This is a genomic window from Morganella morganii, from assembly GCF_041099235.1.
GTDB lineage: Bacteria > Pseudomonadota > Gammaproteobacteria > Enterobacterales > Enterobacteriaceae > Morganella > Morganella morganii_E.
The window spans coordinates 136,672-151,507 of the sequence record NZ_JBFZSO010000002.1; the positions used below are offsets into that span (position 1 = coordinate 136,672).

Sequence of the window (14,836 nt, forward strand, 5' to 3'; positions counted from 1 at the left end):
TTACCGATATGTATTTATTTATATAACGTCTTGCCAGACAAAAGGACAAAACGGCCGGTTCAGTGACCTGACCGGTTTATCCCTTAACTCACTATAAGGTTGTGCGGTTTTCCGTCAGCGCGGATATAACCGGACTTTAATGTCCGCCGGAGACGCATAATACGGCGCAGATGTGACAAACAGCTTCACGCCGGTATCCGCATACTGCCCGATGGTTTCTGCATTCAGTCCGCCTGCAACAGACAGTGTGCAGCCCGGTGCCAGCACCGTCGCATCTTTAACGAGACGGCGGATATCATCAGGACTGAATTTATCCAGCTGCAGCACATCCGGGCAGCCTTTCAGCGCCTGATAAGCTTCATCCGGGTTATCCGCCTCGGCAATAATGGTCTTTTCCGGGGCTTCACGGCGCAGTGCAGCAATCGCCGCACACCAGTTTTCCGGCTCTGCCAGGAAACGGCGGTGATTGGCAAACAGCAGGATAGTTTCCGCACAGCCCTGACGGTGGATGATGCCTTTTCCGGCCAGTACAGCAGCGGTTGCCAGCAGTTTGGTGCCGGGGATATTTTTACGGGTGCAGGCCAGCTGTGCGTCCGGCTGATACTGACGAAGGGTATCCACCATGCAGCGGGTCATCTGTGTCACGCCGCTGCTCCACTCAATCACATTCTGGACAATCTTCCAGCCCTGATGCAGCGCGTCCGCACGACCGGTGGCGGTCAGCAGCAGAGCACCGGCTTCCGTATGATCGCCGTCGTTCGCGTGTAATTGTGTTTGTAAGCCGAGTTTTTCCAGTAATTTCTGACCCAATGTCAGCCCGCTGACATAACCGGCCTGCTTGCGGGAAAAGTGTATTTCTCCGCTCTGTGCGCCGATGCCGAGTGCGCGGGTGGTGAGATCGCCGTAATGAATGTCCTCCAGCAGGAGGCTGTCCAGAAAGGCATCACTGTAGTAGATCACTTCTGACCTCCCGGCAGCAGCAGGGCGGATTCCGGTACCACACTCCAGGAGACCATAGCCCAGTCGCGGGTGGCCGGTACCACCGGCAGGCCGTCAGCCGCCTGCTGGTCGTAATAGCGGCGCAGCAGGGTTATTTCATGGTCATCAAGCTGTCCCAGCGACCAGACCACACCCTCGGCAAACTGCTCAAAGGTCATGTTATCGTGGCTCTGGCAGTTCGGGCTGCGGATAAATTCCACATCCGGATGAATGCCGAGCTGGTTGAGAATATTCACCGCGTAAATATAGGTCGGCAGCGTGACCGGAGTGCGCCCGATGGCGCGGATCACGCGGATATCAACAAATGTCGGGCTGACAGTGTGGGTAGTGTAAACCCGCAGCCGCGCGTGGCGGTTCAGTTTCAGCAGCGCGGCCTGTAAATCCATCACCAGCGTGGAGCGGGAGGCCACAGCGATATCGCACGGTGGCAGGGCTGACCAGTCATCTTCCCAGGCGCAGTGGCGGAAAGTGACGTGTGAGCAACCCTGAGTCTCTGCCCGCTGACGCGCGACTTTCAGCATCCCTTCGCTGTAATCAATGCCGGTGACCTGCTCAAAGCTGTCGGCCAGTTGCAACGCGACAGAGCCCGGCCCGCAGCCGACATCCAGCAGGGTTTTCGCGCCGGTGGTATCGACAATCTCTTTAAAGCGGATCAGGTACGGATCGGCGGGGTTCGCACAATTTTGTGCCATTTTCTCCGCTCGTTTGTCCCAGTGTTCCGGATCTTTGCGGGTGCGTTCGGCCTGTGCGAGATGGTCGCGGTAGAGTCGGGCGAAATCGATATCATCAATAGTCATGAGCATCCCTTATAAGCTGGCTGCGCGAAGTGGGCAGCAATATGTTCTGGTGTCACATGATAGAGTGCCGCCAGGGTTTCCGGTGTGAGCAGTGCAGCAGGTTTATCCTGGCAGGCGGGGCCGTCTTTGCTGAGCATTACGATACTGTCCGCCACAGCCGCCGCATGCTGCGGGTGGTGGGTGGACATCAGCACGGTGATCCCTCTCTCACGTAACTGTTCGATTTTATTCAGTAATTTTATCTGATTGCCGAAATCGAGGCTGGCCGCCGGTTCATCCATAATCAGCAGTCCCGGCTGTTGTACCAGGGCGCGGGCAATCAGTACCAGCTGTTTTTCCCCGCCGCTCAGGCAGGAATAGGCGCGCTGTGCCAGATGGGCGATCCCCAGGTGGGCCAGTTCCTGCTCTGCCATCTGCCGTTCGGCGCGTCCCGGGGCGGCAAACAGAGAGAGGTGGGCACTGCGTCCGAGAGCAACCATATCCGCCACACGGAAAGAAAACGGCATGTTGTGTGCCTGCGGCACATAGGCAACGCGGCGGGCAAGTGCGGCGGCGCTCCAGCCACGCAGCGGTGTGTTATCAATGCGGATCTCCCCGGCCTTCGGCGGCAGCAGGCCGAGCAGGGTTTTCATCAGTGTGGTTTTGCCGCAGCCGTTGGCACCGAGCAGACAGATAATTTCTCCCTGATGTAATTGCAGACTTATGTCAGTGAGTATTAACTTCTCTCCGTAGCCGACCGCCAGGCCGCGGGTGGTCAGTACATCGCTCATCCGTTCCTCCGGGTCTGCAACAGCAGAAAAATAAAGAAAGGTGCGCCGACCGCAGAGGTCAGAATGCCGAGCGGCAGTTCAATCGGGGCAATGGTGCGTGCCAGCGTGTCTGTCAGCAGCAGCATGATGGCACCGATCAGCAGTGATACCGGCAGCTGGTGGCTGAAGTTGGCACCCACTAACAAACGGGTGATATGCGGGACAATCAGTCCGAGCCAGCCGATAATCCCCGCGACAGAAACCGCACTGGCAGTGATCAGGGTGGCTGAAGCAATAAAAATCAGCCGCGTCACGGTGACATTCAGCCCGAGTGCGCGGGCTTCCTCATCACTCAGGCTGAGCAGGTTCATGCGCCAGCGCAGCAGCAGAAGCGGCACCATACCGGCAACGATCAGCGGTGCGGTGGTTTTTATATCATCAGGTGAAATCGCGGACAGACCGCCGAGCAGCCAGAAGGTCATGGCCGGCAGCTGGGTATAGGGATCGGCCAGAATCTTCATCAGGGAAATGGCGGAGCCGCACAGGGCGCTGACGGCGATCCCGACCAGCACCAGTGACAGTACCGGATCATGCTGACGCGCCAGCCGGGCGACAGAATAGACCAGAGCAACCACACACAGCCCGCCGGTAAAGGCAAACAGCTGGATAGTGAGCATTGACTGACCTGCAAAAATCCCGAGGATCGCACCAACTCCCGCACCGGCGGAAACGCCCAGAATATCCGGTGAAACCAGCGGGTTACGGAACATACCCTGATACGCCGCCCCGGCCATCGCCAGCCCGCCGCCGATAATCAGCGCGGCGGCAATGCGCGGCAGGCGGATTTGCCAGAAGACCGTCATATCGCGGCTCAGTGCCGGATCATCCGCGCCGCTGTTGCCGGTGATTTTTGCCTGTACCACATCCCACAGTTGCTGCGGAGTCAGTGAGAACTTACCAACATTCAGAGCAATGCCGGTGACCAGTACCAGCAGCACAAGCAGTAACAGGGTTTTGGCGGAGATGGTCATCGGGCGGATAACAGACTGTTAATCTGTGCCTCTGATAGCGGAGAGTGATAAAACAGACTGAAAAACAAACCGGTGTCTGCTTTCAGATCGGCACTCTCCGGTTCAAACTGAGCCTGAAGGCGGCGCAGCCCTAATAACCGGTTCAGTCCCGGCGGGCTGTCGAGCCAGCCGAACGGCAGCCCGGCATAGTAAAAGACCTGCTTATTCTTCACCGCATCCAGGCTCTGCCAGACCTCACCCTGCATAATCGCATCATATGTCACGGCATCCTGAGCGATAATAAAATCCGGGTTCCACTGCAGTAACTGCTCGAAAGAAACTTCCGCCAGCCCCTGCATATCCGGGACATCCGCGACATTCTCAAACCCCAGCAATTCCGGGGCTTCGCTGTGAATCGAACCGCGCAGACCGGTTTGCAGGCCTTTTGCACCGCGCGCCAGATAAAAACGGTGTTTGTGTGTCTGGCGATCAGCAAAAGCGGCAGCATCCCGCAGCCATTTTTCCGCCAGTTGTGCCTGTTGTTCCGTGCGTTCCGCTTCCCCCAGCAACGCACCGGCCTGGCGCAGCAGATCCGGCGTTTGTGTCAGGCTGCCGGACAACAGAATATACGGAATACCGGTCTGACGGCTGAAACGGGCGGCCTGTGAGCGGTAAGTGTCATCGGTCAGCCCGCTGTCAACAATCACATCCGGTGCCAGTGCCAGCAGGGTTTCCGGGGAGAGGGTGCTGCCGCGTCCGGAGAGGCGTCCGGTGACCGGCAGCGCGCGCCAGCGGGGCGCAAAATACGGGCTGTTTTTTACGGACAGGGAGGCAAACCCCGGCAGTTTTTCCGGGGCGACCGCAAACAGCAGCTGATCAGTCGGCGGGCCGCTGCTGACCACACGGTGAATGGATTCCGGCGGCGGAAGCTGACCATAAATAAAGACCTGAGAGGCGGTTTCCGGCGCGGCAGCGGCTGACAATGCCGGAAAAGTGAACAGCAGTGCGCAGCAGAAAAGAAATCCGGAACAGAGGCGGTTAAGTATCATCGTGATCAGTCGTCATTATCGTTATATGTATTGTTATACAGCGGGACGTTAGCGCAGAGCATGAGGTGAGTCAATAAAATCAGCGGTAAATAGGGAAGTAAGTCAAAACAAGGTAAAATTCCCGGCGGAATAAGGTATAACTACGGCCTCTTTCGGCGGATATGACGACACACAGACCAGTCTGTATTAAGATAAGTACTATGAAGAAAAAACGCCCTTCGTTACAGGACGTGGCTGACCGCGTTGGTGTAACCAAAATGACTATCAGCCGCTTTTTGCGTAATCCTGAACAGGTTTCCGAAAAACTGCGCGGCACGATTGCCCGTACCCTCGATGAACTGGGGTATATCCCGAACCGGGTGCCGGATATTTTATCCAACGCCACCAGCCGGGCTATCGGCGTGCTGCTGCCCTCGCTGACCAACCAGGTATTTGCGGAAGTGATCCGCGGTATCGAAACCGTGACGGATGCCGCCGGTTACCAGACGATGCTGGCGCACTACGGCTATCAGGCGGAGAAAGAAGAAGATCGCCTGGTCTCCCTGTTGTCCTATAATATTGACGGCCTGATCCTGGCCGAACGTACCCATACCCCGCGCACCCTGAAAATGCTGGCTACCGCCGGGATCCCGGTGGTTGAGCTGATGGACAGCGTCTCCCCCTGCTATGATTCCGCCGTCGGGCTGGATAACCGGCTCGCTGCATTTGAAATGACGCAGGCCATGATTACACGCGGCTGCCGCCGTGTGATTTACCTCGGCGCACGTCATGACGAACGGACATTCATGCGCCTCAAAGGTTATGAACAGGCTATGCGGGATGCCGGGCTTGAACCGGGCAATGTGATGACGCAGGAAAGCTCCTCGTATTCGCTGGGGGCGAGACAACTGCACCAGGTCAGAGCCGATTATCCGGATGCTGACGGGCTGTTCTGTACCAACGATGACCTTGCTATTGGTGCTGTTTTTGAGTGCCAGCGCCTCGGGATCCGCATCCCGCAGGATCTGGCGGTTGCCGGGTTCCACGGCCATGATGTCGGCCGTGTGATGACCCCGAAACTGGCAAGTGTCCTCACACCACGTGATCTGATGGGCCGCCGTGCGGCAGAAGTGCTGCTGGCACGTCTGCGCGGCGAACTGCCGCCTCAGCAGATAGTGGATGTCGGCTTCGAATTATTACCGGGAGAGAGTATTTAACGGCTCCCGGCCCTTCCTGAAGTGACAGGAATTTCATTTGAGATAACTGTCACAATTTGTTCATCCGAAAACAGTGTTTGATTGCATTGTAACCATATCCGTTGGTAATGTTACCGGTAATAGTTACCGGTAACATATCCGGTGATAATGACCGCATAAGAGGAATTGTTATGAGTGATAGCCAAAAACCACATCACGCCTTTGTTTTGATGGGGGTTTCCGGCTGCGGAAAATCCGCTGTGGCTAACGGGGTTGCTACCGGGCTGAATGCGGCCTTTCTGGACGGGGATTACCTGCATCCGCGTGCCAATATCGAAAAAATGGCGGCGGGGCACCCGCTGAATGATGCCGATCGCGAACCGTGGCTGAAAGCCATTAACGACGCGATTTTTGCTATGCAGCGGACCAATGAGCTCTCGGTGATTGTCTGTTCGGCGCTGAAAAAAAGCTACCGCGATATTCTGCGCCGTCAGAACAAAAATCTGTCATTTATCTGGCTGAAAGGGGATTTTGAGCTGATCGAAAGCCGCCTGAAAGCCCGCAAAGGGCATTTCTTCAAACCGGAAATGCTGATCACTCAGTTCGATACCTTAGAAGCACCGGACACTGCCGCAGAGCAGGATGTGCAGGTGCTGGACATTCAGCCGCCGCTTGAGGATGTGATTGCGGGCGCGGTTCAGATTATCAGACAGGTTTCCGGAGGTCAGTCATGACAACATTAACCCTGGTGTTAACCGCTGCCGGGTCGGTATTACTGCTGCTGTTCCTGGTGATGGTCGCACGGCTGCACGCCTTTGTGGCGCTGATGATTGTGGCTATCGGCGCGGGGCTGTTCTCCGGCATGCCGCTGGAGCAGATCACACAGACCATGCAGAACGGCATGGGCGGCACACTCGGTTTCCTGGCGATAGTGGTCGCGCTCGGGGCGATGTTCGGCAAAATTCTGCATGAAACCGGCGCACTCGACCAGATAGCCGTCAAACTTCTGAATTCCTTCGGTGAAAAACGGGCGCATTATGCGCTGGGGATCGCCGGGCTTATCTGCGCTCTGCCGCTGTTCTTTGATGTGGCTATTGTGCTGCTGATCGGTGTGGTCTTCGCCGTTGCCCGCCGGACCGGCGGTAATGTGGTGCGTCTGGCTATCCCGCTGTTTGCCGGTGTGGCCGCCGCTGCCTGCTTCCTGCTGCCGGGACCGACCCCGATGCTGCTGGCTGACCAGATGAATGCAGACTTCGGCTGGATGATCCTGATCGGCCTGTGTGCGGCGATCCCGGGCATGATCCTGGCAGGCCCCCTGTTCGGTAACTTTATCAGTAAGTTTGTCACCCTGGAGCTGCCGGAAGACCTGACTGAACCGAGCATCGGGCAGAGTAAAATGCCGTCGTTCGGCCTGAGCCTGGCGCTGGTACTGTTCCCGCTGGTGCTGGTCGGTCTGAAAACCATTGCAGCGCCGATGGTGGATCCGGATTCAAAACTGCACGCCTGGCTGGTGTTTATCGGACATCCGTTCCTGGCGATCCTGATTGCCTGTCTGGTGGCGATTTACGGCCTGGCAATCCGCCGTGGCATGAGCCGCAATAAAGTCATGGAAATCTGTTCTGCCGCTATTCAGCCGGCCGGGATTATCCTGCTGGTGACCGGTGCCGGCGGTGTGTTCAAACAGGTGCTGGTGGATTCCGGCGTAGGTCCGGCACTGGGTGAATCCCTGATTGGTGCGGGGCTGCCGATTGCTGCTGCCTGTTTTGTTCTCTCCGCTGCAGTCCGTGTGATCCAGGGCTCCGCAACCGTTGCCTGTCTGACCACTGTTGGTCTGGTACTGCCGGTTATCGGCGAGCTGGGCTATTCCGGCGCACAGCTGGCGGCACTGTCTGTCTGTATCGCGGGCGGTTCTATTGTACTGAGCCACGTGAACGACTCCGGTTTCTGGCTGTTCGGGAAATTTACCGGTGCGACTGAAGCACAAACCCTGAAAACCTGGACACTGATGGAAACCATCCTGGGAACCACCGGGGCGCTCGTCGGTATGCTGTTCTTCGCCTTCCTGTAATACGTCCGTTTTCACTCTCCGGCAGTGGGTTATCAGAATCCGCTGCCGTTTTTATTACTCCCCGCCGTCTGCATAAAGCCTCTGTTTTTTCCGCCGATAGTCAATTTGTCCCCGGCGGCAATCCGCGCTATTTCCCTGAGTTGCATTATCTGTCTTAACCGGAATTAACATGCTGAATATAATGAAAAAATGGATGTTTTTACAAAAAAAACAGCCCGTTGTCTCCTGGGAGGCACCGGCGGTTTATCCGGTGCCGTCAGAGCACGTGATGACGGGAAATACGGATGAACAGCGGCACTTTCACGGTGAAATCCTGTGCCGTCATTTGCTGGATGGGATCGCGGCGATAGAGATTATCCGCAACTCCCTGCTGGATTCCGGCACCCGGCTTGCCGGGGAGCAGGGCACACTGGATGAGATCGCGCTGCATAACAGTGAAACACGCCGCTACATGCAGGAGCTGTGCAGTGTACTGGATGATATCAGTGAGCACGCGGATAAGGGGCTTGATTACACGCAAAAACTGGTCTCTGTGCTGGGACAGATTAATCAGAACATTAATAATATCGAACGCCTGGCCAACCAGACTAATCTGCTGGCGGTTAACTCGGCGATTGAAGCTTCTCATGTCGGCAGCCGGGGAGCCGGGTTTTCAGTTATCGCCCGCGAGATAAAACAGTTATCCGGTGAAATTCAGGACGAAGCCGTCAATATCACTGCATTTACCGGCAAAATAAAATTACATGCCAAAGCGATTTATACGGATGCGGAAGATAATCAGAAGCTGGTGAGCAGCATCCGCGCTATCGCGGTTCAGGCGGAAGATCGCTTACAGAGTATGATCACCAGCTCCTCGCGGATGGAGGCGATCATCCGGTTTGTGGCGGTGCAGCAATTTCTCAATACCGTCAAGCTGGATCACGTTATCTGGAAAGGGGATATCTACCGCCGCCTGCTGGACGGAAACGCAGACTTATCAGTTAATGACCACACACAGTGCCGTCTCGGCAAATGGTATTACGCGGACGACGGACAGCGGTTTACCGGTCATGATGCCTACCGGAAACTGGAAAGACCGCACCGGCTGGTGCATCTTTCCGGACGTCTGGCGCTGGAAGCCCGGGCGAAGGGCTCACTTCATGATGAAGAACTGCATTTGTCGGCCATGGAAGATGCCAGCCGCGAAGTGATCGAAAACATCGATGACCTGCTGGCATCGATCAGTTACTGAAAGAAAAACCCCCGGAATCCGGGGGCTGAGTGAACATCGCTGTCGGGTAAACGGGCGGTGTTTCAGAGGTGGTGATGTAAAAACTCACTCAGTTCCGTGCGGGTGGGCGCACCGTCAGACCCCGGGCGGCTGACCACAATGGCCGCCACCGCATTACCGGTCCGTACGGCATCCGTGAGCGGCTGTCCGCAGGCCAGACCGGCGAGAACACCGGCGCAGTGACTGTCTCCGGCGGCAATGGTATCAGCCACCGGCACCGTATACGCCGGGATTCTGACCGGCTGCTGCCCCGGCTGACACACCACGGCACCTTCTTTATCAAAGCGGGCGATCAGCGGCAGACCGTAGCTGTCGGCAAACGCCTGTGCATCGTCTGTCTGTATCTCAGACTGTTTTCCGCCCTGCGGATTGAGCTGTGCCAGTTCGTCACGGTTGACGGTCAGCAGCGGCTTTTTCGCCAGCAGCTTTTCAATAAAGTCCGGATCAATATCCCGCAGACGCGGACCGAAATCCGCAAACAGGGTTTTATCCGCACTCTGCGCCAGCAGCCAGTTACGCAGCGGCGCACTTTCCGGACTGACCAGCTCGTAACCGGAAACATAAATCAGGGCATTGTCCGGCACCGGAATTTGCGCGAGCAGCGCGTCACTCCAGTGCTGTTCACAGCCTTCGATGGTGATGAATGTGCGTTCTTTGCTTTCCTCCACCAGCGCCAGGCACCAGCCGTTATCATGCGACGGATGGCGCAGCAGAACCGGCAGATTTTCCTTTTCCATCGCGGTAATGACCTGTTTTCCCCAGCTGCCGTTGCCGGCGGGAATACCGTTGACCGGCACAATGCCGAGACGGCTCAGGGCGCGGGCGACATTAAAGGCACAGCCGCCGATCTGCTGCCCGATCGGCAGGGCGCTGATATCATCCCCGCTGTGCGGCAGTGCATTCACTTCCAGCATCACATCGCCGAAAGCCGCGCCGATAACCACGACCGGTCGCTGTGGTGTCAGTAACGTTACATCCATCAATTCCGTTTAACCCCGTACCGGTTTCATCATCAGTGTCAGGCGGTACGCCGCCATGCTCACCAGGAAGGAGACAAACAGCCCCAGACTGGAATTCTCAAACACACCGGTGGCAAACGGCCCGTTAATAAAGCCGGTCTTCGTGACCAGCAGCCCGGCAACCGAACCGCCGAGCCAGCACAGGAAGGTCGGCCAGATAACCCCGGTGTCGCCGTAGAGCGAAACTTCGTCGTAACCGGCGGTTTTATGTTTGCAGTAATAATCAGTGATAAAAATCGCCGCCCAGGAGGCCAGGAACAATCCGCAGAACACCAGGAATGAAATAAACGGCCCGAGGAAGTCACCGGAAACAAACAGAACATAAATCGCGATCGCCAGCACAATCACGCCATCGAGAGCAACGGCGGTGCGCTGTTTGAGTTTGATGCCCATGCTCAGCAGGTTGAGACTGGCAGAATAGAGGCTGAGGACGGCGATAGTGACAATCCCGGCCACCGCAGCGGCCAGATACGGCACCGCCATCCAGGACGGCAGCAGCCCGCCGATTGCGGCAATCGGGTTCTCTTCCGCTGCCAGATCAGGCAGTTGCGCGGTCAGCAGAATACCGGTCAGGATCAGAAGTAACAGCGGTAGTGCAGCCCCGCCGACCACAGAGCCGAAAATACGGCTGTGGGATGAGGACGGGCTCTGGTCGCGGCTGTAATCCGCCCCGGCAATCGCCCAGCTGATCCCGGTGCCGGCGGCGATAATGGATACCGCAGGCAGGAAACCGGTGATCCAGTTACCGGAAGGACGGCTGATCAGCGCCTGCCAGTCTGCGGTCGCCAGCAGCCAGAGCACGACAAACAGGGTCATTGCCCCGAAAATCCGCGTGATCCATTTCTGCATCAGCAAAACGGTGTTCTGCCCGAGAATACTGACCAGTACCGTCAGTCCGCCGAACAGTATCAGCGCGATGGCTGTCATCAGGTGTCCGCTGCCCAGCCCGATGGCGGTAAACAGCGCGGCCAGTGTCAGAGTGCCGGTGATGATATTCACCGCTTCCCAGCCCATCAGGTTAAACCAGCAGAAAGCCGTCGGCGCGATATTGCCGCTTTTGCCGAAGCTGGCCCGGGAAAGGGTGAGAGTGGTGGTCCGGCCGATTTTACCGGCGATACTGGTGATCCCCACTAAAATAAAGGAGGCGACACCAACCACTGCCGCTAAAACCGACTGAAAGAAAGAAAGCCCGAACGACACAATAATCGCGCCATAAACCACACCGAGAATACCGATATTAGCGGCACACCAGACAAAGAATAGTTCGGCGGGTTTTTTGGTCTGTCTGGAAGGGGGGAGCAGGCCGATCCCCAGTTCTTCGATGGTCGGATCGGTTTTGTTCAACGCTGAAGGGACAGATTGCTGACTCATGACATCATCCTGTTCGTCGCGGCATACTCCTGTCTGAACTGTGCCAGACGGCGGGCATACGGCGTAAAATCGATATTATTTGTATGATTTATCAATGCGATACTGTCAGCATCAAAACTGTCAATGCCGTGAATTGCGCCGCAGATGGCCGTCGCCATGGCACCGATGGTGTCCGTGTCGCCGCCCAGATTTGCAGCCAGTACCGCACAGCGTACGGGATTGGTGTTGGCTAAATCCGCGAGTGCAATTGCACACGGGATAGATTCAATATTATCCATACCGGCGCCGACTATCTCATAGAGATCGGTCAGTGCCTGCTCTTCGTCCGTGCGCCCGCGGACCACATTGAGGGCGTACATAATCCTCCGTCCCAGCAGCGGGCTGAAGGTAGACTCAAACCGGCGCTGAACAGTGTCAGCCAGCGGTATGACAGCCTGTTTTATCGCAGACCAGTCAGTGCCCTCAACAGCCAGACTGACGGCCCGCGCAATCACGACAGCACCGGCAATGGCGATATCGGATTTGTGGGTCGGCAGACAGGAGAGCCTGATCTGCTCAATAAAACGATCTGTATTATATGATGGCATCAGGCAACCGACAGGCGCGACACGCATCGCGGAACCGTTGGTCACACCATTTGCCTCTATTCTATCTAAAGGTATTCCCTGGTGTATGGCATTCAGCGCAGCTTTTGATGTCGGCCCCAGAATATTTTTTTCAAACGCCTTTATCCGGGTGGCCCACGCCATTATGTGACGGGCGATCGTCTGCGGGACGACAGCACCGTGCTCCTCAATAATGGCATCCATCAGGGCAACACACTGACTGGTGTCATCAGTAAATTCCCCGGCAACAAACTCGTTGGCGGCAATATTCTCCTCAGGGCCCGGCAGGAAAGTATCAATCCAGCCGAAGTGCTGACGGACCCGGCTCTTCGGCCAGAGTTCCGACGGCATACCCATTGCATCTCCCGTTGCCTGCCCGTAAAGACAACCGAGAATACGTTTTTCTGTCACATTTAACGGGACTGCTGCTGATTGTGTCATTTATTATTATCTGGACTGGTGTTGAATGAATTAAAAACAACAAATTATATTATTGGTATAAAACTGCTGTGGAGCCTTTGTCTTTATAGAGTATATAATAGACGATAAATAAGTCCAGTTGTAGTCCAGTTGAATTGATTTTAATCAGTGTGTGATAGCGGACACAAAAGTTGCTACACTGTTTTCAGCCGTTATCCGCAGCATGACAGGAACCTATTTGTGGAACATGATTTTCTCACTTTTTTACAGCACAGGCTTGATCAGCAATCAACTGTTCCGTTATATCTTCAGCTGAAACAAAGGATTGAAGAAGCCATCACACAAAAGCAGCTGACGCACGGTTGTGTTCTGCCGTCTGAGCGTCGTTTATCGCAATCGCTGGGAGTATCCCGCGTTACGGTGGTGAAGGCACTGGACTTACTGCTGAAGCAGGGGCTGGTGGTGAAACATCACGGCAAAGGCACGCAGGTTAATCTGCCGGTGCAGTACAACCTGTCCGGCGGCGGTTTTTCCGCACAGGCTGCCGGCAGCGGCAAGGTGTCCAACCGCTGGCTTATTCGTCAGCTGGACTCTGTGCCGGACTCACTGGCCCCGGAACTGGAATTATCCGCAGGTGATACGATGGCGGTGATCAAGCGTGTCCGGCTGGTGGATGATATTCCGGTCTCGCTGGAAACCATGTTTATCCCGGAAGCCTTTCTGCCGCGTCCTGATCTGCTGGACGGCTCTCTGTACGCGCACTGGCTGGCGCAGGGAATTGAGCCGGATGTGCAGGAGTATGCACTCTCTATCTGTCACCCGACAGCGGAGGAGGCAAAACTGCTTTCTATTCCGCCGACTGCCTCACTGATGAAAATTATCCTCAGAAGCCGCGACAAGCTGGGCAGAGTGCTGGAGTACGGTACGGCTATCTGCCGCAGTGATTTCTATCATTTCCACTTTACGGTAAAAGCCTGAAAGCAAAAAAGCACTGTAAAAACAGTGCTTTTATTTAAATTACGTTGCTGTTTATCAGGCCATCGCGGTGATGGTTTTATTCAGTAACGCATTGGCGAGTGTGTCTGTGGTCACCGTTTCATTGGTGTTCGCGGTAAGATCCCACAGGCCGACCTGGCCGTCACGGTTGAGCGTCACAATGTAACGGCAGCCGGATTTCAGCGCATTGCTGTGCTGACGCTTCAGTTTGGCACTGGTGAAATCATTGAGGATTTTATATTGCGGCAACTGATGGCGCAGTGTGTTAGCCAGTAACAGCGCTTCCACATTCTGTGCCGGATCTTCATAAGTCACCACGATATCCGGCTGATTCACAATCTCTTTATCCAGGCCGAGGGTCTGGATCAGCAGTAACAGCCGTTCGATCCCGATAGCAAACCCGGAAGCCGGTAACTGTTTGCCGCTGAATAATTCAACCAGACCATCATAACGGCCGCCGCCACAGACTGTCCCCTGTGAACCCAGCTCTTCCGTGATCCACTCAAACACTGTGCGGGTGTAGTAATCCAGCCCGCGGACCAGACGCGGGTTAACCACATAAGCAATGTTTTCACTGTCCAGCAGACGGCGCAGATCATCAAAGTGCTGTTGTGATTCCTCACCGAGGAAGTCCAGCAGACGCGGTGCTGCTTCAATCATCTCCTGCATATCCGGGTTTTTGCTGTCCAGGATACGCAGCGGGTTGGTTTCCAGACGGCGCAGGCTGTCCTCATCCAGCAGCGCTTTGTGCTGCATAAAGTAATTCACCAGCTGCTGACGGTGCTCTGAGCGCTCTTCCGGTGTCCCGAGAGAGTTAATCTCCAGGCGGACGTGTTTATCCACGCCGAGCGCCTTAAAGATATCTTTCACCATAAAGATAAGCTCTGCATCCACATCCGCCCCCGGCATACCGAAGGTTTCCACCCCGAACTGGGTGAACTGGCGCAGACGGCCTTTCTGCGGACGCTCATAACGGAACATCGGGCCCTGATACCACAGGCGCTGCGTGGTGTTGTAGCACATGTTGTTTTCAATCACGGTCCGGACGCAACCACTGGTACCTTCCGGACGCAGGGTGATGTGCTCGCCGCTTTTATCGAGGAAGTTATACATCTCTTTTGAGACGATATCGGTGGATTCACCGACCGCGCGCTCAAACAGGGCAACCGGTTCCAGAATCGGCAGCCTGACCTCCTGATAGCCGTAGCGGGAAGTGATATTCCGGATCCGGTTTTCCAGCCACTGCCAGACCGGTGTTTCCTCCGGAAGCACACTTCTCATCCCTCTGATTGACTGAATCTTTTCCAT

Annotated in this window: 14 protein-coding genes; 5 read left to right on the forward strand and 9 right to left on the reverse strand. The window is 55.9% G+C overall.

From position 1 onward, the window contains the following. Nucleotides 1-114: 114 nt before the first annotated feature. Genes modD through AB7038_RS04055 form a run of 5 tightly spaced genes read right to left on the reverse strand, consistent with a single transcriptional unit; the run spans nt 115 to nt 4,604 of the window. Nucleotides 115-960 carry a ModD protein gene (gene modD, locus AB7038_RS04035; RefSeq protein WP_368889864.1) on the reverse strand — a complete coding sequence of 282 codons (846 nt, stop codon included), beginning with the start codon at nt 958-960 and terminating at the stop codon, nt 115-117. Further along, complete coding sequence (locus tag AB7038_RS04040; protein ID WP_369452809.1) at nt 957-1,796, reverse strand: class I SAM-dependent methyltransferase; 840 nt, start codon at nt 1,794-1,796, stop codon at nt 957-959. Before AB7038_RS04040 ends, modD begins: the two co-directional genes overlap by 4 nt. Continuing rightward, entirely contained in the window at nt 1,793-2,566 is a 774-nt protein-coding gene (locus AB7038_RS04045) for an ABC transporter ATP-binding protein (RefSeq protein ID WP_369452810.1), read from the reverse strand. The genes AB7038_RS04040 and AB7038_RS04045 overlap by 4 nt, the downstream gene beginning before the upstream one ends. Further along, nucleotides 2,563-3,576: a FecCD family ABC transporter permease gene (locus tag AB7038_RS04050; RefSeq protein ID WP_368889867.1), complete on the reverse strand. Its 1,014-nt coding sequence runs from the start codon at nt 3,574-3,576 to the stop codon at nt 2,563-2,565. Before AB7038_RS04050 ends, AB7038_RS04045 begins: the two co-directional genes overlap by 4 nt. Next, nucleotides 3,573-4,604, reverse strand: coding sequence for an ABC transporter substrate-binding protein (locus AB7038_RS04055; RefSeq protein WP_369452811.1), 1,032 nt, complete (start codon nt 4,602-4,604; stop codon nt 3,573-3,575). The genes AB7038_RS04050 and AB7038_RS04055 overlap by 4 nt, the downstream gene beginning before the upstream one ends. 200 nt (nt 4,605-4,804) lie before the next feature. On the opposite strand from AB7038_RS04055, the gene gntR reads away from it, so the two are divergent. From gntR to AB7038_RS04075, 4 genes are all read left to right on the forward strand, one after another. Further along, complete coding sequence (gntR, locus tag AB7038_RS04060) at nt 4,805-5,800, forward strand: gluconate operon transcriptional repressor GntR (RefSeq protein ID WP_368889869.1); 996 nt, start codon at nt 4,805-4,807, stop codon at nt 5,798-5,800. A 170-nt stretch (nt 5,801-5,970) separates the two neighbouring features. Further along, entirely contained in the window at nt 5,971-6,513 is a 543-nt protein-coding gene (gene gntK / locus AB7038_RS04065) for a gluconokinase (protein WP_004241234.1), read from the forward strand. Next, nucleotides 6,510-7,847 carry a gluconate transporter gene (gene gntU / locus AB7038_RS04070; protein ID WP_072868988.1) on the forward strand — a complete coding sequence of 446 codons (1,338 nt, stop codon included), beginning with the start codon at nt 6,510-6,512 and terminating at the stop codon, nt 7,845-7,847. The genes gntK and gntU overlap by 4 nt, the downstream gene beginning before the upstream one ends. Before the next feature lie 169 nt (nt 7,848-8,016). Continuing rightward, on the forward strand, nt 8,017-9,078 hold the full coding sequence (locus AB7038_RS04075; protein WP_369452812.1) for a methyl-accepting chemotaxis protein: 1,062 nt from the start codon (nt 8,017-8,019) through the stop codon (nt 9,076-9,078). Nucleotides 9,079-9,140: 62 nt separating this feature from the next. On the opposite strand, the gene AB7038_RS04080 is transcribed toward AB7038_RS04075, so the two are convergent. From AB7038_RS04080 to AB7038_RS04090, 3 genes are read right to left on the reverse strand one after another with little or no spacing between them, the layout of a single operon-like run. Then, entirely contained in the window at nt 9,141-10,097 is a 957-nt protein-coding gene (locus AB7038_RS04080) for a PfkB family carbohydrate kinase (RefSeq protein ID WP_368889871.1), read from the reverse strand. Nucleotides 10,098-10,106: 9 nt separating this feature from the next. Then, nucleotides 10,107-11,507 (reverse strand): purine-cytosine permease family protein, encoded by a 1,401-nt coding sequence (locus AB7038_RS04085; protein ID WP_369452813.1) that lies wholly within the window; start codon nt 11,505-11,507, stop codon nt 10,107-10,109. Beyond that, nucleotides 11,504-12,523, reverse strand: coding sequence for an ADP-ribosylglycohydrolase family protein (locus AB7038_RS04090; protein ID WP_368889935.1), 1,020 nt, complete (start codon nt 12,521-12,523; stop codon nt 11,504-11,506). Before AB7038_RS04090 ends, AB7038_RS04085 begins: the two co-directional genes overlap by 4 nt. 249 nt (nt 12,524-12,772) lie before the next feature. Here AB7038_RS04090 and AB7038_RS04095 point away from each other — a divergent pair, with 249 nt between their 5' ends. Continuing rightward, nucleotides 12,773-13,510, forward strand: a complete 738-nt coding sequence (locus tag AB7038_RS04095) for a GntR family transcriptional regulator (RefSeq protein ID WP_369452814.1) — start codon at nt 12,773-12,775, stop codon at nt 13,508-13,510. Nucleotides 13,511-13,564: 54 nt separating this feature from the next. Here AB7038_RS04095 and hisS read toward each other — a convergent pair whose 3' ends face one another. Beyond that, complete coding sequence (hisS, locus tag AB7038_RS04100; RefSeq protein ID WP_368889874.1) at nt 13,565-14,836, reverse strand: histidine--tRNA ligase; 1,272 nt, start codon at nt 14,834-14,836, stop codon at nt 13,565-13,567.

Bases quoted from the DNA above. Each gene is read 5' to 3' on its own strand.
- AB7038_RS04045 (WP_369452810.1), bottom strand. From the start codon at position 2,566: ATGAGCGATGTACTGACCACCCGCGGCCTGGCGGTCGGCTACGGAGAG.
- AB7038_RS04085 (WP_369452813.1), bottom strand. From the start codon at position 11,507: ATGAGTCAGCAATCTGTCCCTTCAGCGTTGAACAAAACCGATCCGACC.
- hisS (WP_368889874.1), bottom strand. From the start codon at position 14,836: ATGGAAAAGATTCAGTCAATCAGAGGGATGAGAAGTGTGCTTCCGGAG.
- AB7038_RS04050 (WP_368889867.1), bottom strand. From the start codon at position 3,576: ATGACCATCTCCGCCAAAACCCTGTTACTGCTTGTGCTGCTGGTACTG.
- AB7038_RS04080 (WP_368889871.1), bottom strand. From the start codon at position 10,097: ATGGATGTAACGTTACTGACACCACAGCGACCGGTCGTGGTTATCGGC.
- AB7038_RS04055 (WP_369452811.1), bottom strand. From the start codon at position 4,604: ATGATACTTAACCGCCTCTGTTCCGGATTTCTTTTCTGCTGCGCACTG.
- AB7038_RS04040 (WP_369452809.1), bottom strand. From the start codon at position 1,796: ATGACTATTGATGATATCGATTTCGCCCGACTCTACCGCGACCATCTC.
- gntK (WP_004241234.1), top strand. From the start codon at position 5,971: ATGAGTGATAGCCAAAAACCACATCACGCCTTTGTTTTGATGGGGGTT.
- gntR (WP_368889869.1), top strand. From the start codon at position 4,805: ATGAAGAAAAAACGCCCTTCGTTACAGGACGTGGCTGACCGCGTTGGT.
- AB7038_RS04075 (WP_369452812.1), top strand. From the start codon at position 8,017: ATGCTGAATATAATGAAAAAATGGATGTTTTTACAAAAAAAACAGCCC.
- gntU (WP_072868988.1), top strand. From the start codon at position 6,510: ATGACAACATTAACCCTGGTGTTAACCGCTGCCGGGTCGGTATTACTG.